Origin of the sequence: Campylobacter concisus, from assembly GCF_015229955.1 — a bacterium.
Classification (GTDB): domain Bacteria; phylum Campylobacterota; class Campylobacteria; order Campylobacterales; family Campylobacteraceae; genus Campylobacter_A; species Campylobacter_A concisus_AT.
Map to the genome: position 1 here is coordinate 548,284 of NZ_JAAKYZ010000001.1, position 24,855 is coordinate 573,138.

Annotated in this window: 22 protein-coding genes, 1 tRNA gene and 1 pseudogene; 9 read left to right on the top strand and 15 right to left on the bottom strand. The window is 38.2% G+C overall.

Features of this window, described 5'->3' with window-relative positions; all coding sequences use genetic code 11:
• Positions 1-4 precede the first annotated feature (4 nt).
• The 7 genes from G6W45_RS02825 to G6W45_RS02855 all read left to right on the top strand — a co-directional run bounded on the left by G6W45_RS02825 (position 5) and on the right by G6W45_RS02855 (position 7,741).
• Complete coding sequence (locus G6W45_RS02825) at positions 5-898, top strand: polyprenyl synthetase family protein (RefSeq protein ID WP_194167445.1); 894 nt, start codon at positions 5-7, stop codon at positions 896-898.
• A complete protein-coding gene (gene hemA, locus G6W45_RS02830) occupies positions 898-2,181 on the top strand; it encodes a glutamyl-tRNA reductase (RefSeq protein WP_194167446.1) in 1,284 nt (427 codons plus the stop codon). Before G6W45_RS02825 ends, hemA begins: the two co-directional genes overlap by 1 nt.
• Complete coding sequence (locus G6W45_RS02835; protein ID WP_194167447.1) at positions 2,171-3,871, top strand: proline--tRNA ligase; 1,701 nt, start codon at positions 2,171-2,173, stop codon at positions 3,869-3,871. The genes hemA and G6W45_RS02835 overlap by 11 nt, the downstream gene beginning before the upstream one ends.
• Entirely contained in the window at positions 3,868-4,299 is a 432-nt protein-coding gene (locus tag G6W45_RS02840) for an FxsA family protein (RefSeq protein WP_072594952.1), read from the top strand. Before G6W45_RS02835 ends, G6W45_RS02840 begins: the two co-directional genes overlap by 4 nt.
• 8 nt (positions 4,300-4,307) lie before the next feature.
• On the top strand, positions 4,308-5,237 hold the full coding sequence (hemC, locus tag G6W45_RS02845; RefSeq protein WP_194167448.1) for a hydroxymethylbilane synthase: 930 nt from the start codon (positions 4,308-4,310) through the stop codon (positions 5,235-5,237).
• A 3-nt stretch (positions 5,238-5,240) separates the two neighbouring features.
• Positions 5,241-5,606: an Imm10 family immunity protein gene (locus G6W45_RS02850; protein WP_194167449.1), complete on the top strand. Its 366-nt coding sequence runs from the start codon at positions 5,241-5,243 to the stop codon at positions 5,604-5,606.
• Positions 5,607-5,932: 326 nt separating this feature from the next.
• Positions 5,933-7,741, top strand: a complete 1,809-nt coding sequence (locus G6W45_RS02855) for a menaquinone biosynthesis decarboxylase (protein WP_194167450.1) — start codon at positions 5,933-5,935, stop codon at positions 7,739-7,741.
• Positions 7,742-7,886: 145 nt separating this feature from the next.
• Here G6W45_RS02855 and G6W45_RS02860 read toward each other — a convergent pair.
• The 4 genes and pseudogenes from G6W45_RS02860 to G6W45_RS02875 form a co-directional block, all read right to left on the bottom strand.
• Positions 7,887-9,992 (bottom strand): annotated as a pseudogene (locus G6W45_RS02860) (RNA degradosome polyphosphate kinase); the annotation flags it as partial.
• Between the two features lie 178 nt (positions 9,993-10,170).
• Positions 10,171-10,755: an NUDIX domain-containing protein gene (locus G6W45_RS02865; protein WP_194167451.1), complete on the bottom strand. Its 585-nt coding sequence runs from the start codon at positions 10,753-10,755 to the stop codon at positions 10,171-10,173.
• Complete coding sequence (gene mgtE, locus G6W45_RS02870; RefSeq protein WP_021090506.1) at positions 10,740-12,107, bottom strand: magnesium transporter; 1,368 nt, start codon at positions 12,105-12,107, stop codon at positions 10,740-10,742. The genes G6W45_RS02865 and mgtE overlap by 16 nt, the downstream gene beginning before the upstream one ends.
• Positions 12,108-12,116: 9 nt before the next feature.
• Positions 12,117-13,286 carry a peptidoglycan DD-metalloendopeptidase family protein gene (locus tag G6W45_RS02875; protein WP_149707317.1) on the bottom strand — a complete coding sequence of 390 codons (1,170 nt, stop codon included), beginning with the start codon at positions 13,284-13,286 and terminating at the stop codon, positions 12,117-12,119.
• A gap of 113 nt (positions 13,287-13,399) precedes the next feature.
• Here G6W45_RS02875 and G6W45_RS02880 point away from each other — a divergent pair, with 113 nt between their 5' ends.
• Both G6W45_RS02880 and G6W45_RS02885 read left to right on the top strand, forming a co-directional pair.
• Complete coding sequence (locus G6W45_RS02880) at positions 13,400-14,122, top strand: plasminogen-binding N-terminal domain-containing protein (RefSeq protein ID WP_021090557.1); 723 nt, start codon at positions 13,400-13,402, stop codon at positions 14,120-14,122.
• 3 nt (positions 14,123-14,125) lie between these two features.
• Entirely contained in the window at positions 14,126-14,947 is an 822-nt protein-coding gene (locus G6W45_RS02885; protein WP_103560281.1) for a YihY family inner membrane protein, read from the top strand.
• A 61-nt stretch (positions 14,948-15,008) separates the two neighbouring features.
• On the opposite strand, the gene G6W45_RS02890 is transcribed toward G6W45_RS02885, so the two are convergent.
• From G6W45_RS02890 to G6W45_RS02940, 11 genes are all read right to left on the bottom strand, one after another.
• On the bottom strand, positions 15,009-16,034 hold the full coding sequence (locus tag G6W45_RS02890; protein WP_194167452.1) for a hypothetical protein: 1,026 nt from the start codon (positions 16,032-16,034) through the stop codon (positions 15,009-15,011).
• A 3-nt stretch (positions 16,035-16,037) separates the two neighbouring features.
• Positions 16,038-16,739 carry a metallophosphoesterase gene (locus G6W45_RS02895; RefSeq protein ID WP_103582683.1) on the bottom strand — a complete coding sequence of 234 codons (702 nt, stop codon included), beginning with the start codon at positions 16,737-16,739 and terminating at the stop codon, positions 16,038-16,040.
• A gap of 178 nt (positions 16,740-16,917) precedes the next feature.
• Positions 16,918-18,393 carry an aldehyde dehydrogenase family protein gene (locus G6W45_RS02900; RefSeq protein ID WP_194167453.1) on the bottom strand — a complete coding sequence of 492 codons (1,476 nt, stop codon included), beginning with the start codon at positions 18,391-18,393 and terminating at the stop codon, positions 16,918-16,920.
• 127 nt (positions 18,394-18,520) lie between these two features.
• A complete protein-coding gene (locus tag G6W45_RS02905) occupies positions 18,521-19,690 on the bottom strand; it encodes a sensor histidine kinase (RefSeq protein ID WP_194167454.1) in 1,170 nt (389 codons plus the stop codon).
• Complete coding sequence (locus G6W45_RS02910; protein WP_087585790.1) at positions 19,683-20,345, bottom strand: response regulator transcription factor; 663 nt, start codon at positions 20,343-20,345, stop codon at positions 19,683-19,685. The genes G6W45_RS02905 and G6W45_RS02910 overlap by 8 nt, the downstream gene beginning before the upstream one ends.
• Before the next feature lie 9 nt (positions 20,346-20,354).
• Positions 20,355-20,609 carry a pyruvate kinase gene (locus tag G6W45_RS02915; protein ID WP_087576934.1) on the bottom strand — a complete coding sequence of 85 codons (255 nt, stop codon included), beginning with the start codon at positions 20,607-20,609 and terminating at the stop codon, positions 20,355-20,357.
• A 62-nt stretch (positions 20,610-20,671) separates the two neighbouring features.
• Positions 20,672-21,577: an AEC family transporter gene (locus G6W45_RS02920; RefSeq protein WP_194167455.1), complete on the bottom strand. Its 906-nt coding sequence runs from the start codon at positions 21,575-21,577 to the stop codon at positions 20,672-20,674.
• A gap of 97 nt (positions 21,578-21,674) precedes the next feature.
• Positions 21,675-23,444 (bottom strand): response regulator, encoded by a 1,770-nt coding sequence (locus G6W45_RS02925; RefSeq protein ID WP_194167456.1) that lies wholly within the window; start codon positions 23,442-23,444, stop codon positions 21,675-21,677.
• Between the two features lie 66 nt (positions 23,445-23,510).
• A tRNA-Leu gene (locus G6W45_RS02930) sits at positions 23,511-23,597 on the bottom strand.
• Positions 23,598-23,667: 70 nt separating this feature from the next.
• Entirely contained in the window at positions 23,668-23,970 is a 303-nt protein-coding gene (locus tag G6W45_RS02935) for an HU family DNA-binding protein (protein ID WP_012001719.1), read from the bottom strand.
• 124 nt (positions 23,971-24,094) lie between these two features.
• A complete protein-coding gene (locus tag G6W45_RS02940; protein WP_194167457.1) occupies positions 24,095-24,841 on the bottom strand; it encodes a YaaA family protein in 747 nt (248 codons plus the stop codon).
• Positions 24,842-24,855: the final 14 nt, after the last annotated feature.

The window sequence follows — 24,855 nt, forward strand, 5'->3', positions numbered from 1 at the left end:
AAAAATGGATAAAATCGATGAAATAATGAGCAAATTTATAAGCGAGCTTGGCTACAAAGAGGCGTTTGAGATGTTTTTAAAGATAAACTCAGGCAAGAAGCTGCGCTCAAAACTTCTTTTAAAGATCGCAGGCGAGAGTGAAATTTCACTTAAACTTTGCGCTATCATCGAGCTCATCCACCTTGCAAGCTTATTGCACGACGACGTCATAGATGAGGCAAATATAAGACGCGGCAAACCAAGCATAAACGCACTTTTTGGCAGTAAAAACTCAGTCATGTTGGGCGATATCCTCTACTCAAAGGCTTATTTTGAGCTTACAAAATTTGATCCAAGCATCGCAGCTGTCATCTCAGACGCGGTCAGCAAACTAAGCATCGGCGAGATGATGGATGTGAAAATGGCTGAAAATTTTAATGAAAACGAGCAAGAATATTTAAAAATGATCTATTATAAAACAGCTGTTTTGATAGAAGCCACGGCTATTTGCGGGGCAAAGCTAGTTGGCAAAAATAGCGAGAAATTTGGCATTTATGGCAAAAATTTAGGTCTTGCATTTCAGATCGTTGATGATATCTTAGACATCACTCAAGATGAAAAAACGCTTGGCAAACCAGCACTAAACGACTTTGTCGAGGGCAAAACAACACTCCCATACATATATCTTTATAAGAGCCTGGACGAGGCTGGTAAAACAAAGCTTAGATCGCTTTGGGCAAAGAAGTTAAACGCGGACGAAATTTCGTGGCTAAAAGAAAATTTTGATAAAACTAGCTCACTTAGCAAGGCTATAAGCGAGGCAAAAAGGCTTGGGACTGAAGCGATAGAATCGATAAGAGAGTATAAAAACGCCGAGCTTGAAGGGATCATAAAAAGCATGATAGATAGGGAATTTTAATGCACTATTTAGATATAAGTTTTACATATAAAAATACTGATATTTCAGTCAGAGAAAAGCTTGCGTTTGATAGTGATGAAAAAAAAGAGCAAATTTTAAAACTACTAAGGTCAAACAAAAACATAGAAGAGTGTATGGTGCTAAACACCTGCAACCGCGTTGAAATAATAGCAAGTGTAAGTGATCTAAAAAGTGCAACGACGCATGCGTTTAGATGCATGTCTGTATTTTCAGGTGTTTTTGAAGACGAGCTTTATGAAAGAGCAGACATTTATGAAGATAGCGGAGCCGTGCATCACCTCTTTGCCGTGGCAAGCTCGCTTGATAGCCTAGTCGTCGGCGAAACGCAGATCGTTGGTCAGTTAAAAAATGCTTTTAAATTTGCTTACGATAGCTCAGCTTGCGGCGAACAAATCAGTAAAATCATCCATTATGCATGTAAGTGCGCTGCTAAAGTTAGAAACGAAACTCAAATTTCTAAAAACCCAATCTCAGTTTCAAGCGTCGCCGTAGCAAAAGCAAAAGAAATTTTTGGTACGCTTGAAGGCAAAACTGCTATCGTCGTAGGCGCTGGTGAGATGGGCGAACTAGCAGCAAAACACCTAATCTCAAGTGGCGCAGAGGTGATCATCATAAACAGAAGCTCGGATCGTGTTGAGCAGCTAGTTGATAGCCTGGGTGATAACGCTAGCTGGGATAGCATTTTAAAATTAAAAGAGTATGTAAATAATTACGATCTGATATTTTCAAGCACCGCGGCCCCTCACGCTATCATCACAAACGCCATAATCGAACCAAGAGAATTTCACAGATACTTTTTTGATATTGCCGTGCCAAGGGATATTGATCTTATAAATACAGAATTTATTAGTGTCTATACGGTTGATAGTTTAGAGGAGATAGTAAGGAAAAATTTAGCCCTAAGAGAGGAGCAAGCACAAAAGGCTTATTCGATCGTAGGCCAAGGCACAAGCGAATTTTTAAAAATTTTAAAAGAAGATATGAGCGTGCCACTCATAAAGTCTATCCGCAAACAAGCTGAAATTTGCGCTAAAAACGAGCTAGAAAAAGCGATAAAAAAAGGATATTTAAAACATAGTGATTACGATGAGGCGCAAAAGCTCATCCATCAGGTCTTTAAAGCCTTTTTGCACCAGCCAACGATGAAACTAAAAGGGCTTGCAGACGAGGAGAGAGCTAGCGAGCTTTCAAACGGAGTTAAATTTTTATTTGACATAAAAGATGAACAAAATTTTCAAGCAGGAGATATAGATGAAATTTAGTAAATTTTACGCCCCAACGACCAAAGAAGTGCCAAAAGATGCATCTTTACCAAGTCATCAGTTTTTGATAAGAGGTGGCTTTGTAGAGCAGATCGGCTCTGGGCTTTATAACTATCTGCCGCTTGGAAAGATCATGCATGATAAAATTTCACGCGTGGTAAAAGAGGAGATGAACGAGGCTGGCGCGCTAGAGGTTAGCTTTAGCGTGGTTACTTCAGGCGATCTTTGGAAGCAAAGTGGTCGTTACAACGTCTTTGGCAAGGAGCTTTTGCGCTTTAAAGATAGAAAGGATAATGACTTTGTCATAAGCCCGACAAACGAAGAGGCAGCCGTTGCTTTGGTGCGTGGCAAGGTGACTAGCTACAAGCAGCTGCCGCTAAATTTATACCAGATAAACACCAAATTTCGTGACGAGGCAAGACCACGCTTTGGCTTGCTAAGAGGTCGCGAATTTACGATGAAAGATGGTTATAGCTTTCACTCGAGCAAAGAGGATCTAAAGCGTGAGTTTGACCTTATGGAGGCAACTTATAGTAAGATTTTTACCCGTTTGGGGCTAAATTTTAGAGCTGTTGAGGCTGATAGCGGAGCCATTGGCGGTAGCGGAAGTAAAGAATTTATGGTGCTTGCAAGTAACGGCGAGGACGACATACTTTGCTGTGAGGCTTGCAGATACGCTGCAAACGTTGAGGCTGCAAGACGCAAGCCAAGAGTTAGCGAGGCTGAGGCGCCAGAGGCGGACGCGGCTAAATTTCTAACGCCAAATGCAAAAACTATAAAAGATGTGGCGGAGTTTTTCAAAGTTAGCGAGTTTTACTGCATAAAAGCTGTTATGAAAAAGGTGATCTATGAGGACAAAGAAGAGGTCGTGGTCTTTTTCGTAAGGGGCGATGACGAGCTTCAAGAGACAAAGGCACAAAATGCTTGCAAGGCACTCGAACTTGTCGATGCTAGCGAAGAAGAGATTATAAAAGCTGGGCTTGTGGCTGGATTTTGCGGGCCAGTTGGGCTAAAAGATGTGAAATTTTACATAGACAACGAGCTAAAAGGCGCAAATAATATGATATGTGGTGCCAACGAAAAGGATTACCACTTCGTTGGCGTTAGTGTTAGCGGATTTAACGAAGAGAGATTTAAAGACCTTGTAAAGGTAAAAGAGGGTGATAAATGCCCAGAGTGTGGCGGAAATTTAAAACTTAGCAAGGGTATAGAAGTTGGTCATATCTTTCAACTAGGCGATAAATATTCAGCTGCTATGAATGCGACATATCTTGATGAAAACGGCAAGGCAAAGCCATTTTTGATGGGCTGCTACGGCATCGGTATCAGTAGGCTGATTGCCGTAATGATAGAGGCTAGCCACGATGAGAAGGGCTGCATCTGGAAAAAAGAGTGCGCACCGTTTGACGTGGAGATCATCATTTCAAATTTAAAAGATGAAGAGGGCGTAAAATTTGCATTTGAGCTTTATGAGAGCCTTAAAAAAGCTGGCGTTAGCGTCATCATCGATGATAGAAACGAGAGATTTGGCGTTAAGATGAATGACTTTGAACTCATCGGCTTCCCTTATGCGCTGCTTGTGGGTAAAGAATTTGTAAATGGCAAGGTTGAGTTTATAACAAGAGATGGTTTAAGCAAAGAAACGATCGGCGTAAACGAAGCCTTTAAAAAGATAAAAGAAAGCTTATGAGATTTTTTGCATTTTTGTTTTTTTTGATAGAAGCGATATTTATCTATCTTTTTGTTGATAAATTTGGCTTTTTAAACTACTTTCTTGAGGTGCTGGTCTCTGGATTTGTTGGCATCGCACTTCTTTTTAATGCTGGATTTTCTAGTTTAAATTCGCCTCAAGTGGCGTTTAAAAGCTTTCTTGGCGGAAATTTATTTAGCCAGTTAGGGCTTAGCTTTGGCGGAATGCTTTTGTTTTTACCGGGAATTTTAACAGATATTTTTGGTATAGCCGTAGTCGTTTTTTCTTTAGTGTTTAAGAAAAATGCAGCCAAAAACGAGAGTTATCAAGAGTTTAAATTTCAAAATTTTAGCGAACAAAGTACTAAAAAAGATGATGGCGAGATCATCGACGTTGAGGTTATAGAAGAGCCAAAAAGAGTAAATTAGGAGAGATGATGAAAGAGATAAAAATAGCAACTAGAAAGAGTATCTTAGCGCTTTGGCAAAGCGAGCATATCAAAGCTAGAATAGAATCAAAACATAACGATATAAAAGTTGAGCTTATTGGTATGAAGACAAAGGGCGATGTGATCCTTGATACGCCACTTGCGAAGATCGGCGGTAAGGGGCTTTTTACAAAAGAGCTTGAAGATAGCATGCTAAAAGGCGAGACTGACATCGCTGTGCATAGCCTAAAAGACGTGCCAGTAGTCTTTCCAAAAGGGCTTAAACTAGCAGCGATTTGCTCACGCGAGGATACAAGAGATGCGATGATAAGCGAGAAATTTGCTAAATTTAGCGACTTGCCACATGGCGCGAAAGTTGGCACAACGAGCCTACGCCGCAAGATGCAGCTACTTATCATGAGGCCTGATCTTGAGATTATCTCGCTTCGTGGAAATGTGCAAACTAGACTTAGAAAGCTAAAAGAGGGTGAATTTGACGCGATTATTTTGGCGATGGCTGGCATAAATCGCTTAAATATCAAGGCTGAAGTGGCACATATCTACACATTTGGTTTTGACGAGATGATACCTGCAATGGGGCAGGGTGCTCTTGGGGTAGAGGCTAGAGATGAGAAGAAAATTTTAGATGAGATCTCTTTTTTAAACGACGAAAATGCGGTTATAGAAACGACCATAGAGCGTGATTTTGTAAGCGTTTTAGAAGGCGGCTGCCAGGTACCAATTGGTATAAGCGCAAGGCTAAAAGATGATGAAATTTCTATCGATGCGATTGTTGGTCTACCTGATGGAAGCGAGTTTATAAAAGATAGCTTAAAGGTCAGCAAAGATAAATTTCAAAGCGTTGGTAAGGAGCTAGCTCATAAATTTATAGAAAAAGGGGCAAAAGAGCTTTTAAAACGCGCTGAAGAGATGTCTTAGAGTGTGTTTGAGCTAAAATTTAAAGCAAAAGCCCTAACCGCTACTAAAAATAGCAAAGACAACTACTATATGATCGGTCTTGCAGACGACAAATACGACTACAAAAACTACATAATCTTTCAAAGACCGATCAAGCTCAAAAAAGATGACGACGAAAACGCCGACATAAACGGCATATACGCAGAGTGCAACGGCGACGTTTGCTATAACACTTGCAAAAGGGTGAAGATCACTGATAAAACTATTATTTTTGAGGTGCAAGATAGCGTTATTAGCGTTGATATAGAGGGTGTTCAACTTAACGAGCGCTTTATGAAATATAGCAAAGAGATATTTGGCAAACTGCTAAAATGTAGCATATCGAAGTAATTAATAAAATTTACTGCCGTTTTTAAAACTGCGATGCCATCTAGCGTTTAAAAAAATTGTAATGAATCACTTTGGAAAAGACGTAAGTATGCCGGGCCATGTGTGGCTGTGCGTTGAACACTAGTTTGCGCACATTCGACAATGGAGTATAAATTTAGTGCTTGTGTCTATTTAAACGGCGAGGCAATATCGCAAAGAATGCGTCCGAAACAGCGATCGATACTCTGATAGCTATTTATACGTGTGATAAATAATAGGTATCCGCTTTGCTTCGCCTTTTTCAGCTATTTTTGGCTAAAATCGCCCAAAAATCAAAAAGGCGAAATATGGACTACATCAAGCTTTTAAAAGAAAATAATCTACTTCGCGTCATCGACGAGCCTGCGGATATCGACCTAGAGATCGCGCACGCAAGCTATATCGAGGTCAAGCGCGAGGGTTCGCAAGCGCTACTTTTTAAAAACCCAGTTTGCAAAAAAACTGGGCGTAAATTTGCCCCAGTGCTTACAAATATCTATGGCTCAAAACGTGCGCTTGAGCTTATCTTTGGGCTAAAGCCTGATGAGATCGCAGCCGAGATAGAAAAGCTTTTAAAGCCCAGAAAACCAGAGAATTTCAAAGAAAAGCTTGATTTTTTAGCCTATCTTTTTAATATGAGAAAAATTTTTACTAAAAGGCTAAAAGGTGAGGGCGAGTGCCAGCAGGTGAAATTTATAGGTGAGGATGCTGACCTTTTGAGCCTACCTGCGCTAAAGACGTGGCCACATGATGGTGGCGCTTTTATTACGATGGGACAGGTTTATACGCAAAGCTTGGATGGAAATTTGCAAAATTTAGGTATGTACCGCCTACAAATTTATGACAAAAACCGCCTTGGCATGCACTGGCAGATCCACAAAGACGGTGCAAATTTCTTTCACGAGTACAAGCGTGCAGGCAAAAAAATGCCAGTCTCTGTGGCGATTGGTGGCGATCCACTCTACATCTGGTGTGGGCAAGCGCCGCTTCCAAAGGGAGTTTTTGAACTTTTACTTTATGGTTTTATCCGAAAAGAGCCAGCCAAACTTGTAAAATCCTTAACAAATGAAATTTGCGTCCCACACGATGCAGACTACGTGATAGAGGGCTTTGTGGATACGGCTAAGTGTGAGCTTGAAGGCCCATTTGGCGATCATACTGGCTTTTATACTCCTATCGAGCCTTTTCCGGTGATGGATGTAACGGCGATAACTAGCAAGCGTGAGCCTATATTTCACGCGACTGTGGTCGGAAAGCCGCCACTTGAGGATAAATATATGGGCTGGGCGACTGAGCGGGTTTTTTTGCCGCTTTTGCGAACGGCCGTGCCTGAGCTTTTAGACTACAATATGCCTGAAAATGGCGTTTTTCACAACCTAATCTTGGCCAAGATAAATACGCTCTATCCAGCTCATGCAAAGCAGGCTATGCACGCATTTTGGGGCGTTGGGCAGATGAGTTTTGTAAAACATGCCATTTTTGTTGGAGCCGATGCGCCTGAGCTTAAAGATTATGATGAATTTACTAGCTTTGTTCTAAATCGTTTTGGTAGCCAGAGTGTGCTAATAAGCCAAGGCGTGTGCGATCAGCTTGATCACGCTAGTCCAAATTCGTGCTTTGGCGGCAAACTCGGTGTAGATGCGACGCAAGACTTTTGTAAATTTAGCCCTGTGGTTTTAAGCGACAGCGAGCTTTTGGCTAAATTTCAAAGCGTTACGCCAAATGTAAAAGAGCTTAAGCAGTTTAAAACGGATACTAAAACGCCTATTTGTGTTGTGAAATTTGAAAAAGATTGTGTGGTAAAAGAGCTTTTTGACAAGCTTTTGACATTTAGAGAATTTTTCAAACTCCTTATCGTTGTAGATATGCAAAATCACCTTGAAAACCCATATATGCTACTTTGGCGTGTGACAAATAATATCGATGCTTTGCGTGATATTTTCATAGATGGTGAAAATTTCTGCGTAGATGCGACGAGCAAGGACGAGCTAGAGGGATATACGCGTGGCTGGCCGCTACAAACGGATTGTGACCGCGAAGTAGTTGCTGATCTAGTTAAGCGCGGCATAGTAAAAGATGAGCCAGAGTTGTTTAAAAAATTTGAAATATTTGGCTAGCTTTGAGGGGCTCAAGTAAATTTATAAATTTTGCTTTTTGCTGCGGATTTGAAATTTTTAATAAGACTTACTTAATCAAATGCTGGTGTTTTTTATGCTGATTTAAAAATAGCTTTTAGACTAGGTCTAAAAGCTTAATTTATTTTTAGCTCTCTTTTAAGAGCTTGCTTGCGAGCATATCGGCTTTTGCTTTGTCGGTGTCTTTTTTTACAGATTTATAAATTTTAGATATATAATTTTCCAAAACTTCATGGCAAGATATTACTTTTTCATTTTCGCTTCTTGCTACTTTTACGTATTCACCGCTATTTTGTAGCTCAAATGCTAGATCGTTATCGCTTAGCTGAAGCTCTAAAATTTCAAGCAACCTCTCTTGAAGCCTTGGCTCAAAAATAGGCGTCATAAGCTCCAAGCGACGCTCTAGATTTCTTGGCATCCAGTCAGCACTTGAGATATAAATTTTTGGCTGAGCATGTTTAAAATATAAAATTCTAGCATGCTCTAAGTATTTACCGATTATTGAGCGAACTTTTATATTTTCGCTTTTGCCTTTTATGCCAGGCCTTAGTCCGCACACACCACGAACTATAAGATCGATCTTCACGCCTGCGTTTGATGCGCGGCTAAGCTCATTTATCACATCTTCATCGATTAGTGCGTTCATTTTGGCGATGATCCTACCCTCGCTGCCTTTGCTTGCTTCTACTCTTATCTTTTCGATAATGCGCTCTTTTATCTGAAAAGGTGACATGCTAAGAGCGTTTAGACGGCGATTTTTATTATATCCTGAGAGGATGTGAAAAAACGAAGTCGTATCTTGGCTAAATTCCTCTTTGCTCGTAAATAGGCTCACGTCGGTGTAAATTTTAGCCGAACTGCCGTTGTAGTTGCCTGTGCCAAAGTGCATATAAAATTTAAGCTTATCGCCGATTTGGCGGATGACCTGGCTAACTTTTGCATGCACCTTAAAGCCTGTGATGCCGTATATCACGTGCGCACCTGCGTCTTCAAGCGCCTTTGCCCAGTGTAGGTTATTTTCCTCATCAAACCTAGCTTTTAGCTCAACCATCACAGTTACTTGCTTGCCATCACTTGCGGCGTCTATTAGGCTTTGAATTATTGGTGAGCTTTTATCGACTCTATAAAGTGTCATTCGAATAGATATGACTTTTGGATCTTTGCTGGCTTCTTTGATAAAGCTTACAACTGGATCAAAGCTCTCAAATGGATGCACTAAGAGCACATCTTCTTTATCTATGGCGTCAAACACAGATATGCCATTGCCAAATGGCGGTAATGTCTTTGGAACGTAAGGCGCATTTGCTAGGTGGGTAAAATTTTTACTTCCAGCTATCTCCCAAAGTGAGCTAAGAGTGAGCGGAATACTTGAAAAATAGACATCTTTATGAAAAATTTTCATATGAAAATTTAAGAAGTCCAAGATGTCAGCATCTACGTTTTTATCGATTTGCATACGAACAAAAGCCCCTTTTCTGCGAAGCTTTAGCCCTTGCTCAAGTATCATCATAAAATCATCCGCTTCTTCTTCTTCAATGACGATATCAGCGTTTCTTGTCACTCTAAAAGCAGCTGAGCTAAGTAGCTTATATCCTGGAAAAATTTCTTCTGCGTGGCGATGTACGATCGTTTCAATCGGCACAAAAACATTGCTACTTGGCTGTGTAAAACGTGGCAAGACTCTTGAAATTCTTATCATGCCGTATTTTAAAATTTCTGGATGTTCGATATCAGCAAGCTTAACGGCAAGAGAGAAGCTAAGGTTGTTTAGGTGCGGAAATGGATGAGTCGCATCTACAGCGATAGGAACGATGACTGGCAAGATATTTGAGAAAAAGTATTCGTCGCACTTTTGTTTCAAGCTATCATCAAGTTCGTCATAATTTTTTATAAAAAGCCCCTCTTTGCTAAGAGCATTTACTGTTTTTTTATAGTGATCTTCTACTAAATTTTGCTCATTTTGTAGATATTTTCTAATCTCTCTTAGCTGATCAAGTGGGCTCATGCCATCGCCACTGCTTGTAGTAGCTCCAGCTGCAAAAAGCTGCTTTAAGCCAGCAACTCTGATCATATAAAATTCATCAAGATTTGTCATATAAATGGCTATAAATTTTAGCTTTTCAAGTAAAGGAATTTCCTTTTCACACTGAGCGAGCACCCTTGAATTAAAGCGTAGCCAGCTTAATTCTCGGTTTATAAAAAGAGTTTCATTTTCGCTCATCATCTTCTCCTTGTGCGTTTTTGAGTTATTTTATGATATGTGCGGTTATAAAGTTCTTACTTTATTTAAAATTTTGGTTACAATAAGTCAAAACTTAAATTTAAAGGCTTGTTATGTCTGATTATGTGATATTAGTTGGTATCTTTTTAGTGGCAGTCGTTGTTTTTGCGCTTATTAAAAAGATATCGTTTTAGCTTTTAAATTTCTCCCACCACAAATAAGCAAATATGAGCCCAAAGCCCTTGACTTTGCTCTCGTCAAAGGCAAATTTCATCATATCTTCTCGTTTTATAAAAATAAGCTCGATGTCTTCGCCATCGACGCCACCGCCAGAATTTACTTTCATATTCTCATCGATTTTAGCGTAAAACATCGTTTGTGTGTTGCCTCCAAAGCCAAAAGCACCGTATGTCATTGTGATACGCTCTATCTCTTTTAGCTCATAGCCCACTTCTTCGATCGCTTCTTCTCTAGCTGTTTGCTCTTCGCTTAGTCCTTTATCCATAAGCCCTGCGCAAAGCTCATAAGTAAAGCCTTGCTCATTTGTTTTGATGCCTTCTTTCTCTTGTGAGTACCAAACAGCCGGGCGAAACTGCTTTACAAACAAAAAGGCATCCTTTTGCTCGTGATATAAAAAAATACTAACGCTATTCATCACTTTTACGCAGTCCCAGTCTCTTTGGACACCATTTTGCATAAATTTCATCTTAAATGGCTTTAGGTATTTTGACTCATCAAGAGGCAGAATTTCTAAATTGGTTATAGTAGTATCCATTTTGCAAGTCCTAAAAAGCTAAAAAATCCTATCGCATCAGTAAAAGTAGTAAGAATGACGGCTGAGCCGACTGCAGGATCTATGTTAAAGCGCCTTAGCGTTAAAGGTATAATCGTGCCAAAAAAGCCAGCAAAGAATAAATTCGTAACCATGCTAAGCCCGATAACAACGCCAAGCATACCTTTGTCAAACCAAACAGAGGCGATTATGCCCATTACCACACCAAAGATTAGTCCATTTATGAGTGAAATACTAACCTCACGTTTTAGAACATTTTTGGCATCTTTAAACTCGATCTCACCAAGCGCTAAACGGCGAACCGTAACGGCAAGCGCTTGTGTGCCGGTATTTCCACCCATTGATGCAACTATTGGCATTAAAACAGCAAGAGCGACGTAAGCTGCGATTGTCTCATCAAAAAGTCCGATTATGGATGAGCTAAAAAGAGCTGTTAGTAAATTTACACCAAGCCAAACCGCACGACCACGACCTGCTTTAAATAGCGTATCGTCCTCTTCTGACTCGTCATCAACGCCGGCCAGGTTATAAATTTGCTCAGTTGCACTCTCTTGAATGTAGTCGTGAATATCATCAGACGTGATACGACCAAGCAAAATTCCAGTGCTACTAGTAACTGCAATAACGTTTAGATCGTACTCTTGAAACATATCAGCGACATTTTGCATAAGGTCCATATCATTTGCAACGTGTGGCTTGTAGTGATCGATCTGTGCTGACTCGATATTTTGCTTTAGCGTCTTTGTAAAATCAAAAAGTATAAGATCTTCAAGCGGAATAGCGTATTGTAAAACGCCATTTTTATCGATAATAAAAAGCTGCGAGATATTTTCTAGCTTGCCTTCTTGTTTTTCTCGTCTAAGTCTTGCTACTGCATTGCCAAGCTTTTCCTCAAGATGAGCCGAGAAGAGCTCTGTTTGCATGTGAGCACCGGCTCTATCTTCTTCGTAGCTTCTAAGCCTTAAAATTTCATTTTGGTTTTCTCTGTCAAGCTCGTTAAAAAGCTCTCTAGCTTTATCCTCGTCAATGTCCTCGATGTATTGAAGCAAGTCAGTCGCATCATCACTCTCTAGCTCTTCAAGTGCTTCTACGATCTTTTCAGCTGGAAGTTGTTCGATCACATCTTTTAGCATATGATCAGGTAACTCAATAGCAACATCACCTAAAATTTCAGGATCTAGCTTCTCAAGATAGTGAGCAAAAAGCTCTTCATCGTGCTTTTTAAGTGTTTTTAGGTGCTGGGCTAGCTCGTAAGGCGAGAGTTCATTGTCTTCTAAATTTTCATCTAAATGCTGATCTATCAGCTCTTTTGCTTCTTCTAGTTCTTGGCTCAAGTTTTACCTTTAAAATTCTATTACATTAGGGAAAAATTCCACTTTGTGATACTCTTTTTCATTGCTTAAAGCATTTTTTATTAGCTCGTCATTTTTGCTAACAACTGCTTTAAATTTAGCTGATTCTTTCTTATCCTCTAGGCTTTTAACGACCTTTATTGCACTTTCTGGATTGATAGGCTTATTATCTCTATAAAGACCAAAATGAAGATGTGGCCCTGTGCTCATACCGCTTGTGCCAACGTAAGCTATAAGCGTGCCTTGCTTGACTTTTAAACCACCTTTTATGCCTTTAGCAAAGCCATTTAGGTGAGCATAAAGTGTCTCATAGCCACCAGCGTGGGAGATGATGACGGTTCTGCCATATCCGCTTTTTTGTCCGACAAATTTAACCGTACCATCGCCTGCAGCTTTGATTGGTGTACCTTTTGGAGCACCGTAGTCAACGCCAAGGTGCGCTCTATATCTTTGTAAAATAGGGTGCCATCTTTTTAGAGTAAAAGCTGATGTGATTCTAGCATTTGCAAGAGGGCGGACTAATAAAAATTTATCATTTTTCTTGCCGTTTTTATCATAAAATTTATCTTCAAATTTATACATGACATATCGTTTATTTTTCGTTTCTATCATCGCAGCATAAATTTCTGGAGTACCAAAAGAGCGGCCCATACGTATTTTTTGATTATAAACGATAGCGATCGTATCGCCTTTGTTTATCTTTTTAAAATCAATGCCACTTCCTTTAAAAATTTCTTTAAAGCCAAGAGCTAGCGTGCCAGAGCCAGTATAGTCAAAAATGTCCTCAGAGACTGATTTATCGACCTTTAAGGCTAAAAATTTATCCTCACTTTGATAAGAGATGGGAAGAAATTCGAGCTTAAATTTATCATTGTCATCTCTAAAAATATGCATTTGAAGCTCGTCACTAACAGGGATTAGTACTTGTTTGGTGTTGCCGTTGTCGTCTTTATAAATTTGATACTTTGTGCCAGCGATGATCTCTTCTGTTAGTTCTTGATCTTCGGTTGCTAAGTTATAGTAAAGTGAAAGTGGGATTTTGTTTGTCTCTAAGAAATTTAAGAAGTTACTTCCATTTGGCCAGCTAAGTTCGTCGATACTTGGCTTTATAGCGTATAAATTTATAGATAATATTGCAAAAATTATAAAAATACGAGGCATTAATATCCTTTTAAAAAGCTGGTGGGATTTTAACTAAAACTTGCTTTAATTTTGCAAAAGATAAAGCATTTTAGGCTATAATCGCTCTAAAAATTTAAACTTAGGAGATATTTTTGAAACGTATATTTGTGATTTTATCGCTAGTTTTTGGCTTTGCTTTTGGGGCTGATTTTTCTTTAAATGAGTATAGAACTCCTATAATTAGCGTCGATAGTGATGGCACAGCGACGATAGTTGATAGTCCAGAAATTTTAATCGGCTCAAGTGGCGTTGTGCTTCATAAATTCGATACTGATAGCTCTATCATCGCAAGAGTTAGCGTTATCTCAAAAAATTCTGGCTTTGCTAAGATTAGATTTGAGGTGTTTGATCTGCTTGAACAAAAGGCACTCCCACTTCCAGGCATTGCACCTGCAAATGGCGATATGGTCGTGCTAAACTATCTTTATAACCGCTCATTAATCATCGTGCCAAATAAAGAAATTTACGAAGAGATCACTTCTGCGTTTCCAAATATGATATTTATCCACCCAGATATTATAGGAGCGTATCTAAGCTACGAATACAAGCCAAATCCAAGCAGAGATGACTTTAGAAAAATGTGTGCTCAAAGTGCAGCTGGTCTAATTTTCGTAGCGATGGATGGCAGAAGCGTTTTTGCCGATTGCCAAAGCTTTAAAGTGCTAAAAGAATTTAAAAGTGGCGAGGTTGAGTACTATCAGCTACCATTTTATACAAGAGTTAGCGACATAGACACTGTGTTTTGGAAGCTAAATAGCGAGCACATTAACAACTACGACGCTCACTACGAAAAACTTTTTGAAGAAGATAACTGATAAATGAGCCGTTTGTCCTTAAGTAAACAAAGTTTAAAAGAGTTTTTAAATTTACTTCCAACGCTTAAGGACAAAGAGCTCTTTCACTACGCTTCAAGCCTTAGTTTTCATACGATTTTATCGATCATTCCGATACTTCTTATATCGTTTTCTATCTTTACAAAACTGCCTAGTTTTGAGGATTATTACGCCAAGATTCAGGACTTTATCTTTTCGGCTCTTTTGCCAAGCAACCAAGAGATCATTTCAAACTACTTGCAAAATTTCTTACAAAATAGCGGAAATTTGGGCATAGTTGGCTTTGTAGCGATGATATTTACATCGGCTATGTTTTTTAGTGACTACGAGTATGTAGTTTTGAAAGTGACACGTGCAAGTAAGGCTAGAGGATTTTGGTCAGCACTTAGCTCGTATTGGACGCTTATCACGCTCGCGCCACTTGGTCTTGCTGGTAGTTTTTATCTTTCAAGCCTCATTCAAGAGATGCTAAACTCAAACGTGATCACAAACTCGATAAATTTTTTGAGCATATTCCCATATCTCATCATTTGGGCGATATTTTGCATCACATATCTCATCTCAGTAAATGACGAGATAAAGTTTAAAAGCGCATTTTTTAGCTCATTTGCCGCTTCGCTTGTTTGGTATATTGGCAAGTCGGCCTTTGTCTATTATGTCCTTTATAATAAAACCTATCTAAGCGTTTATGGCTCGTTTTCAGCAGTGCTTTTCTTCTTTGTCTGGATCTACATCTCGTGGATCATCTTTTTATATGGACTAAAGCTTTGCGCTTATCTCTCAAACAGCTCAAAATTTAAAAGATAAATTTAATAGTTCACACCAGCTAGCGTGATTTATATTATTTTATGTAAAATCTTATGTAAAATCAGCGTTTAAACTCGCAAATTTCTATCTTTATACCAAGCTCTTTACTAAATTTGCTAGCAGTCTTGGCCAGCTCATCTTTATCAAAACAGATAAGATCTATGTAAGATCGCATCTCGCCATTTGCTTCACCTATGATCTCGCAAATTTCACTCTCTTTTAGCGCATCTGAAATTTTGTTTTTGCTATCAACGCCAAACTGTATGTCGCCACCGTGAGATATGGCTAAAAAGCAAAAATTTATGCCAAGCTCAAAAGCTTCGTTATAAGTATCGCTTGCACCGTCGTAGTACTCGTTTAGTAGCTCGATAAGAGATGTAAATCCTGTGAAAACGTCGTCACGTAGCTTGTTTGAGCGAGGTTCTAGCTCATAGACTATAAAATTCTTAAGTGGCTCGTTTGAGGCTTCTTTACCAAATTTCTCATCTATAAGATCGGCAAAGTCGATCAGTGGCACGCCTTTTTCTCTTGGCTCGTCTATTATCTCAAACTCTCCAAGCATATTTATCATGATCATCTCACCAACTACGTTGTCACAAAGTATGAGTGATAATGTATATGCCTTATTTTCATCTTCGCTTTTAAGCTTACTTAGAGTCTCGTTATATAGGCACATATCTACGCTTTTGTCGTTAAAATTTGCATAGACCATGACCTCATTTGCATCAACGCTTACGCCATACATTTGTATAGTAGCTACATTGCGCGGTGCACGTGGTTTGCCAAGTGTGCAAGTAAGCTTTGCCTCATACTCTTTTGGCATGCGCGATTTTATAAATTTAAGCCACAAAAGCCTATGTTTAAGTCCTTCTGGAGTGAGTACTAGATCGATCTTTCCATCAATAAGGCCTATCATAAAAGTTGGATCAACTAAACATAAATTTAGCGCTTCTTCGGTCATTTTGCTTGCAGCTTCAAAATTTTTATCTTCTAAATTTTGTTTGATGGCGTCTAAATTTTTGCCAAACTCGCTCCAAAATTTATCAACTCTGCTTGCAAAGCTAGAGCTCTTTTTAGAAAACCACATTTTTTATCCTTGTTTATTAAAATTTTCAACATTTTTTTGCGTATAAATTTTCATCGATGGAAATTCTAAGGCACTTAGCTTGTCATATCCTTCTTCATTAAAAACACATCCCGTATCGATATTGGCGCTATTCGTATAGAGCTTAGCCTCACGCACTGGCGTATGTCCGTAGACATTAAATATGCCTTCAACTTGCATCATATCGCCTCTGCCTGATAGTACATGCCTTCTAAACTCATCTCTTGAGCTATCATCATCTCTTAAAGTCCAAAATTTACCAACAGCCGAGTGTGAAACGACCAAATGCTCGCCATTTTGGTTTTTGTGGTTTTTAAACTCTAAATATACTGGGCTACTCTCTAAAAATTCTATGTGTCTTTGTTTAAAATTTAGGCTTTGAGCTAGGTATGATCCATATGTCGCCACGCCACCATTGTTGAAAAACCAACTCGTGTCAAATGGTGCTTGGTTGTTTAAAAATTCATATTTATTGCTTAGTAACCTTCTTTCGTGGTTTCCCATTACCATTTTATAGTTATTTTGTATGATAAGCTCGACTACATCGCAACTAAAAAGCCCCCGATCTATCACATCTCCGACAAAGCAAATTTGTGATTTTTCTTTGTCTGGAAACTGCTTGATAAGCTCTAAAAGCGTGTTAAAACAGCCGTGCACATCGCCTATGATATAAATTTGCTCGCTCAATTTTTCTCCTTTGTATCAAATTTTAGTCTATTAAGCTTAAAAATGTAGTGTTAAGAAAACACTTTTGTATAGCTGTACTATATTGGCGTAATGCTAGCGATATATAAAGTTAAAACCTAGTAAAAGATATTTAAAATTTAAGGAATTTAAAGTAGAAGGGAGCCTAAGCTCCCTAAAATCATTGTGCGTAAAAGCCGCTAACCTTGCCGGTTAGATCGATCATTATGTTTTTCATTTGAGTGTAGTGCTCAAGTATGATCTTGTGAGTTTCGCGGCCGATGCCTGAGTTTTTATAGCCGCCAAATGGGCTGCCTGCTGGGATTTGGTTATAGGTGTTGATCCAGACTCTGCCAGTCTCCATAGACCTTGCAACGCGAAGTGCTTTTGTGATGTCTTGCGTGAAAATTCCGCCACCTAGGCCGTATTCGCTGTCATTTACCATTTTGATAAGTTCGGCTTCATCTTTAAATTTGATGACAACGCCAACTGGACCAAAAATTTCTTCCTGAGCCACTCTCATATCATTTGTCACATCAACTAGCAGTGTTGGCTCGACAAATGCGCCCTTGTCGCAACCATTTGCTGTGTAGGCTTTGCCACCGACTGCCACTTTTGCGCCTTCTTTTTTGCCGATCTCGACGTAGTTTAGAATTTGCTCAGCTTGTTTTTTATTGATTTGTGAGCCCATTTGAGTGCTAGGATCTAACGGATCGCCAACTTTTATGGTGCTAAATTTCTTAACCGCAGCCTCTATAAATTTGTCATAAAAGCTCTCTTCTACGAAAATTCTTGAACCTGCGCAGCAAACTTGACCTTGGTTAAATAGTATTCCAAGCTGAAGACCATCAAGCGCTTTGTCTAAATTTGCGTCGCTAAAGAAGATATTTGCACTCTTGCCGCCAAGCTCAAGTGTAGCTGGGATGATACGGCGAGCCGCAGCTATAGCGATATCGCGGCCGATCTCGGTTGAGCCAGTAAATGCTAGCTTGTCGAGGCCTGGGTGGTTTTTGATCCACTCGCCACTCTTGCTGCCTCTGCCGGTTACTATGTTTATTAAGCCTTTTGGCAAAATTTTATCTATCAGTCTAAATAGCTCAAGCACGCTAAGGCTTGTCTCGCTTGATGGCTTAAATATACTCGCATCGCCTGCTGCGATCACTGGAGCTAGCTTCCAAGCTGCCATCAAAAATGGAAAATTCCAAGGTACGATCTGACCCACAACACCTATTGGCTCACGCAAAACGATAGAGAGTTGTTTCTCGTCAAGGACGTTTGCGCTGCCTTCTTCGCCCATGATAACGCCAGCAAAGTACCTAAAATGCTCTGCCGCAAAAGGGATATCGACATTTAGCGTCTCGCGGATCGGCTTGCCATTATCCATGCTCTCGACTTTTGCCAAGTGCTCTTTGTTTTCATCGATGATATCAGCGATCTTGTTTAGTAGCTTTGCACGCTCGCTAACTGTGGTATGTTTAAATTTCTTAAAAGCCTCACGTGCAGCACGAACTGCGTCATTTACATCTTCTTCGGTAGCATCAGCGATCTTTGCAAGGTGCTCGCCGTTTGCTGGATTTTTTGCATCAAGTGTAGCGCCGTCTTTTGCGTCGCGCCACTCACCATTTATGAAAAGCCCATATTTTTCTAGTAGTTTCATACTTTTCTCCTTGATTAAGATTTTGTAAAAGGATTATAATATTAATAAAATTTATCAAAAATAAATTTTGGACATAAATTATCTTTTTTAATAAATTTTATTATTTAGAGTAGGATTATTTTAAAATTTAACTCTGCCAAGAGAGCAAAAACGTAGTCTCGCCATCAAGCTCGCTTTGGCATTTTACGGTGATGCCATTTTTCTTGCAGCACTCTTTTACTAAATTTAGCCCTATGCCAAAGCCGCCTTGATCGTCGTTAAATCTCGTGTAGCGATCAAAAATTTTCATCTGATCCTCTTTGCTTATGCCGCGCCCAGAGTTACTTATGCTAAAGAAATTTGGCTCTAAAACGATGCTAACCTTTGAATTTGGCGCTGCATATTTGGAGGCGTTGCTTAAGAGGTTGTCTAAAATTTTACTCACATCCTCAAGGTCTGCGTTTATGAAGCTTGGCTTTAAACTAGCCTCTATCTTAAGTCCGCGTTTGGCAAAAAATGGCGAAAAATAGTTTAACCTTTGTGTGGTTAGCAAATTTAGATCTATTAGCTCTTTTTTGCCTGGCCTATCAAGGTTGAAGCTTAGATGAACGAGCGCGTCATAGATGCTACCTAGGCTCTTTACGGCAAGGCTGATATTATTAAAACGCTTTAAATTTCGCTCATTTAGGTTGTCAAGATCAGCCGTTTCTATACTCATCGAGATAACGCTTAGAGGTGTATTTATCTCGTGTGTTGAGTCTTTTATGAAGCGGTTTAGCGTATCTATCTTTTCATAAAGCGGTCTTAGGCTTAGTTTTGCGAGGTAAAAGGCAACAAAGAGCAGGGCAAAAAAGAAAAAGAGTGCCTTTAATGTGATCGAAATTTGCAAGGATAAAATTTCGCCGTTGATATTTTTACCAACTAGAAAAATATCTGCGTGTGAGAGCTCGTCTGTGGTGTTGTCGTCCATGTACTGGATCTTTTCAAATATCGCGACCTTGCCGCTGATCAAATTTACATTTTTGCTTTTGTCGATCTTTTGGCAGTCAAAGTCTTGATAAATTTTCTCACCATTGTTTAGCACGATGCAAGCATGCACGCCTTTTTCTTTTGTTAGACTTGAAATTGAGTCAAGTCCATTCATTCTAGCTTTCATGTAAATGCCCATTTTTATCTCTTTTAAAGACTTCACCTCGTTTAAAATGAGCGCTTCTTTTTTGTTTTTGTAGTCGTTTATAAAAAAATATCCCAAAAATAGCACAGAGCTAACAAGATAAAGGGATAAAATTTTAAATAAAATTTGCGTCTTTTCAGACATAGACATAGCCGTCCCCACGCCTATTTAAAATGGCATCTTTGCCTAAAATTTGACGTAAATTTTTGATATAGACACGAAGGCTAAGCTCGCTTGGCTCCTCGTCAAATTTCCAAATTTTATTAAAAATTTCATCTTTGGTTAAAATTTTGCCTTTGTTTTGCAAAAATAGGGCGAGTAGGTCGCTCTCTTTACTAGAGATATTTACGTTTTTACCATCTTTGCTTAGTGTTTTGCTCTGTGGATGAAAGCTAAATTCGCTTGAAATTTTGATCGCATCGCCACTGTGATGTGAGAAATTTCTCTTTAGAAGCGCTTGTATACGTATGAGTAACTCTTTTAGTTCAAATGGCTTTTTTAGATAGTCGTCGCAGCCACTTTTGTAGCCTTTTTCAAGATCGTCTATGGTATTTAGCGAGGTGGTAAAGATGCTAGGTGCGCTAACACCTAGCTCTCTTAAGGAAGAAAGAAGTGAAAAGCCATCTCCTTGTGGGAGTTTGACGTCAAGTATAAGCAGGTCGAAATTTTGCTCGTAGGCGAGATCAAGCGCTTCTTTGGCATTATCTGAAGTAGTGACCTCATAGCCATTTTCGCTTAGATACTCACTGATGAGATCAAGTAAAATTTCATCATCTTCAACGAGCAAAATTCTAACCATTTACCGCCTTTACATACCTTTTTTCATTTCGTCTTTTTTCATACCCATGTCGTCTTTTTTCATTTCGTCTTTCATGCCCATGTCATCTTTTTTCATTTCATCTTTTTTTATCATGGGTTTTTTAGCCATGTCATCTTTCATCATTTGCTCTTTCTTCATCATCTCGTCTTTGCCCATGTCATCTTTTTTCATCATTTCAGTAGCATTTGCAAGACCACCAAGCATAAACATAGCACCAAGTGCAACTAGTAGTAATTTCTTCATAACGTCTCCTTTAAATGAAATATGATGAAATACTATCTCATTAGTGTGAAGTGAGCGTGAATTTATGCAAATACAAAATAGATAACTGGAAGCGTGATAAATGAAAACAGCACGCCTATGGCCACTGATGAGATGGCTAGCGAGCTATCAAGCCCAGATTTTATGACCATCGCACTTGCAAGGGCTGATGTTGGCATTGCACATTGAAAGAGGCCAACGACCCAAGTTTTGCTCATCTGGATACCTGAGACTTTTAATATGATAAAAAATACGATAGCTGGCAAGATCATCTTACACAAAAGCACAACGCTAACGCCTTTATATGAGCTTGTGATACTGCTAAAGTTAAGGCCAACACCAATCGCAAAAAGTGCCACCGGAGTAACGCTGCCTTCAAACATCCTAAGTGGAGCAAAGATAAACTCAGGCAAAGGGACTTCTTTTAAGATAAGAGCCATAATAAGCGCGATAAATGGCGGAAATTTTAAAATTTTCATCGTATTTTGAAATAACGAAACCTTCTCTGGTGCAGCAAAAGAGAGAATAAGTGGCCCAAGGATAGAAAGTGGGATACCAGTGGCTATCTGATCGTAAAAGATGACCTCATTTACCATCGCATCGCCAAAGAAGCCCTGAATGACCGGCATACCGACAAATAGGGTATTACCAAAAAGACTTAGCATGACCATACTAACAGTTGTTACTTTAGTAAATTTAAAGATCTTGCCAAGCACCAATGCCATGACGGCACTGATAGCTGTTGAGCCAAAGCCAATTAAAATTGTATTTATAAGCGAAACATCGACGTTTACGTGATAAATTTTGTCAAAGATTAGCGCAGGCATTGCAAAACAAAGGACAAAATCCACAAATGGGATCGAGTGCTTTTGCTCAACAATGCCGACTTTTTTAGCAAAAAAACCAGTTGCGATTATGAAAAAAATTGCAAAAAGTGGAGTGAAGTTCATAGCATTCTCTTTTAAATCTAAATTTTTACGGAAAATTGATTATAGGACCCATAAGATTAAATTACAATAAACCTTTTTTAAAATTTGCTCTCAAAATTTATGCCTTGATATCAACCTTTTTATAAAATTTATCTCTCTCATCTATCTTTTCTTTGCTCTTTAAATCATTCTCAAGATAGCTTATATTATAAATTTCTCTTGTAGATATGCTTTTGCCATTATTTAGACTGATTAAAAATTTACTCTCAAATTTATTAGATAGATTGGCAATAGCGATCGCTCCAGCATCTTTTAGGCTTACGATTTTATCACCTTGCATGAAGCCAATATCTTTAAAATCCAAGCTATTTAGCTGCACATTACTCATCTCTTTTGCCTCTAAATTTATGCTAGTTTTTAGCTCACTTGGTGTATTTAGCTTGCCAGTATCGTTATAAAGCTCTTTTACGTCTATCTCTCTACCACTATCAAATTTTAGTCTGATGCTACCATCTTTGTTTAGCTTCATAGCTATTACGCTGTCACTATCTTGTAAGGCTGTTGCCGCCGTGGATTCATTTAGCATAAAAGCTCTTTTTACCTTTTTTAAATTTGACATACTAAACTCAAGCCCAGTTGCTTTACTAAATTCATTTTCCATGGCTATCATTTTGGCTGATTTTGTCTTCTCAAGCTTTGATATATAAGCATCCGCATTTTCTTCAAATTTCTTTAAATTATTGCCAAGATTTTCTATCATCTTGTTGTATGCGTCAAACTCAGCGTTATAATCTTTGTAAAATTTCATAAAACTATCTTTTTGAAATTTTGTATATGAGAAATTTTCATCTTTTTTGTAATCTTTGCTCGGCTCAATGATCGGATTAAACTCGTTTAGTCTTGCAGTGTCATCAAAACCCACTTTAAGATAGGCAAAATTTTTAAAAGAGCTATCTTTGCCAAAGATGTTATTGTGTCTTAGATCGACCCAGCCGTCATTTTGGGCATATTTTTTAAAGAAATTATTTATATCATTTTTCTCTATCTTTTCATATCTGTTTTCTGCAGCGAACAAAGTATTTGGATCTGAGGCGTAGTAAGAGTGTCTATAATCAATATCTTTTGTATCCACGTAAAGATCGGGATTATTTGTGATCGTTGCTTTACGATTTAGCTCTTCTCTTTTTATTTGGTTGTGATTTATGACATTTGTGCTGATAAACTGCCTAAGATCAACCCTTGGCATTACATCGCTTAAATTTGCTATTTTTTCATTTCCGTCTTTATCATAACCCCTTACTTTTAACTTATCAAAGAGTATGTCTTTTTGATCTAACACACCGTCATTGTTGCTATCAAAGCTAAAAAGATAGCTATTATTTTCTAATTTTGTAGTGCCAAGTTTATCGTTATCGCCGTAAATATCTAAAAATACTTCTACTTCTCCATATTTTGTTTTTAGAGTGTTTGAATAGGCGTAATCGTTTAAATTTTTAAATTTTGTATTTTCTAGGTATCCACTTTTTAGTGTAGATAGCATGCTACTACTATCTGAAGCTTTTATATTTTTAAAGTAGGCATTTTCATTAAAATGATAGCCTCTAGAAAGCTCATCGGAGTGAATTTTATTGTTGCTGTAGATGAGATTTTTTGAGTAGTTATTTAAAATTTCTTCTACTTTTTGTAGGATTTTGTGTCTATTTTGCTCTTTGATCTCGGCATCAGTGATATTTATAACTTTGCCCGTCTTTATACTTTCTTTTAGACTTGAAATTTGTTCGTTATTTATCTCTAAACCTTGTTTATCCTTAAAGGCATGGAGCATATCTGTAGGATTTTCTAAATCTTTTAAATTTATAAAGTTATATTTTAACGATGCAATATTCATCTAAAATCCTTTTTAAAGATGTTGCAGATAATATCGGATAAATTTAGAAATTATTTAGGTAAATAATGGTGCCCGAGGTCGGACTCGAACCGACACAAGGTTGCCCTTACCAGATTTTGAGTCTGGCGCGTCTACCAGTTTCACCACTCGGGCTAAAGTTAAGATTGAAAATTAATTTTTGTATGAGAGGAAAAAGGGGAGAGTTGCTCCCCGAAAAAGAAAATTATTTCTTTTTACCTTTTTTAGCAGCACCAGCAGCAACTGCTTCTTTAAGTTTTTTGCCAACTTTGAATTTAACTGCTTTGCTAGCAGGAACATCGATAACTTTTTTAGTTCCAGGAACTCTAGCTTTTCTTGCAGCTCTGTCAGCAGTACCAAAAGTACCAAAGCCTATAAAGCTAATTGTATCGCCTTTTTCAAGAACTGCTTGGATTGTCTCCAAAGTAGCATCAACAACTTTTAGAGTATCTTTTTTTGAAAGACCAGCCTTATCGGCAACAGCTTGAATAAATTCAGCTTTTTTCATGAACCATCCTTTTAAGAAGTTATGTGGCTATATTACACTCTTTTAAAAAAAAATACAATACTTTTTCCCTAAATTTAGCTCTTTTTTACGTTTTTTTAACAAAAAATGCAATTTTTTTAAAAATTTACTCGCAAATTTCAAACATAAGCTCGGTCTTTAGACCAATCTTTTTCATATCAATAAGCCTTAAATTTTTAAAATTTAAGCTCATTAGTTCATCTTTATTTTTTACAAGCTTATTTGCTATCTGGCGCAAGACTTCGCCTCTATATGCTTTTGCGTGATGACTCACTATTTTTTTATTTTTTATAAAGCAAAAAGCTATGTATTCTTTTTTTATAGTGTAAAATTTTTCATAAAACTTAGCTCTAAGGTCTAGAATCTCATCATTTTGCAAAAAATCATCAACCGCTTTACTAAAATTTTTTTCATAAAATTTTGAAATTTCAAAGCCACCTAGCTTTTCACCTTGCTTTAGTTTGTATTCTGGTATCTCATCTTTTGCTAAGATAGGTCCAAATAAATTTGAAAATATTAAAACATTATTATCTATATATTTTTGCGCCTCATTATCTAAGCCACGATAGTTTAGATGTTTATAAGCCACTCCATCATACCTTAAAATAGCTTTTATGCTGCCTTTTTGAGATAGGCTTTCTCGCAGCTGCTTGCTCTCTTCAAGCTCTTTTAGCCCAAAAAGCTTTTTTATCTCGTCTAAATTTGCGTTTTTTAAAAACTCATCGTATCTGTTTAAAATTTCAACTCTTTTGTCAAAAAGTTCTGGAAATATCAAATCCTTGCCATTAAATTTATTATTTGTATTTAGAGAAATTTTACTTTCGCTTGGAGAAAAGAGAATTTTTAGTGCCATTTTTCTTACCTAGT

What these genes read in the sequence shown, in the direction of transcription:
- G6W45_RS02825 (WP_194167445.1), top strand. Translation starts at nt 5, where the DNA reads ATGGATAAAATCGATGAAATAATGAGCAAATTTATAAGCGAGCTTGGC.
- hemA (WP_194167446.1), top strand. Translation starts at nt 898, where the DNA reads ATGCACTATTTAGATATAAGTTTTACATATAAAAATACTGATATTTCA.
- G6W45_RS02835 (WP_194167447.1), top strand. Translation starts at nt 2,171, where the DNA reads ATGAAATTTAGTAAATTTTACGCCCCAACGACCAAAGAAGTGCCAAAA.
- G6W45_RS02840 (WP_072594952.1), top strand. Translation starts at nt 3,868, where the DNA reads ATGAGATTTTTTGCATTTTTGTTTTTTTTGATAGAAGCGATATTTATC.
- hemC (WP_194167448.1), top strand. Translation starts at nt 4,308, where the DNA reads ATGAAAGAGATAAAAATAGCAACTAGAAAGAGTATCTTAGCGCTTTGG.
- G6W45_RS02855 (WP_194167450.1), top strand. Translation starts at nt 5,933, where the DNA reads ATGGACTACATCAAGCTTTTAAAAGAAAATAATCTACTTCGCGTCATC.
- G6W45_RS02865 (WP_194167451.1), bottom strand. Translation starts at nt 10,755, where the DNA reads ATGGATACTACTATAACCAATTTAGAAATTCTGCCTCTTGATGAGTCA.
- G6W45_RS02875 (WP_149707317.1), bottom strand. Translation starts at nt 13,286, where the DNA reads ATGCCTCGTATTTTTATAATTTTTGCAATATTATCTATAAATTTATAC.
- G6W45_RS02885 (WP_103560281.1), top strand. Translation starts at nt 14,126, where the DNA reads ATGAGCCGTTTGTCCTTAAGTAAACAAAGTTTAAAAGAGTTTTTAAAT.
- G6W45_RS02890 (WP_194167452.1), bottom strand. Translation starts at nt 16,034, where the DNA reads ATGTGGTTTTCTAAAAAGAGCTCTAGCTTTGCAAGCAGAGTTGATAAA.
- G6W45_RS02900 (WP_194167453.1), bottom strand. Translation starts at nt 18,393, where the DNA reads ATGAAACTACTAGAAAAATATGGGCTTTTCATAAATGGTGAGTGGCGC.
- G6W45_RS02905 (WP_194167454.1), bottom strand. Translation starts at nt 19,690, where the DNA reads ATGTCTGAAAAGACGCAAATTTTATTTAAAATTTTATCCCTTTATCTT.
- G6W45_RS02910 (WP_087585790.1), bottom strand. Translation starts at nt 20,345, where the DNA reads ATGGTTAGAATTTTGCTCGTTGAAGATGATGAAATTTTACTTGATCTC.
- G6W45_RS02915 (WP_087576934.1), bottom strand. Translation starts at nt 20,609, where the DNA reads ATGAAGAAATTACTACTAGTTGCACTTGGTGCTATGTTTATGCTTGGT.
- G6W45_RS02920 (WP_194167455.1), bottom strand. Translation starts at nt 21,577, where the DNA reads ATGAACTTCACTCCACTTTTTGCAATTTTTTTCATAATCGCAACTGGT.
- G6W45_RS02925 (WP_194167456.1), bottom strand. Translation starts at nt 23,444, where the DNA reads ATGAATATTGCATCGTTAAAATATAACTTTATAAATTTAAAAGATTTA.
- G6W45_RS02935 (WP_012001719.1), bottom strand. Translation starts at nt 23,970, where the DNA reads ATGAAAAAAGCTGAATTTATTCAAGCTGTTGCCGATAAGGCTGGTCTT.
- G6W45_RS02940 (WP_194167457.1), bottom strand. Translation starts at nt 24,841, where the DNA reads ATGGCACTAAAAATTCTCTTTTCTCCAAGCGAAAGTAAAATTTCTCTA.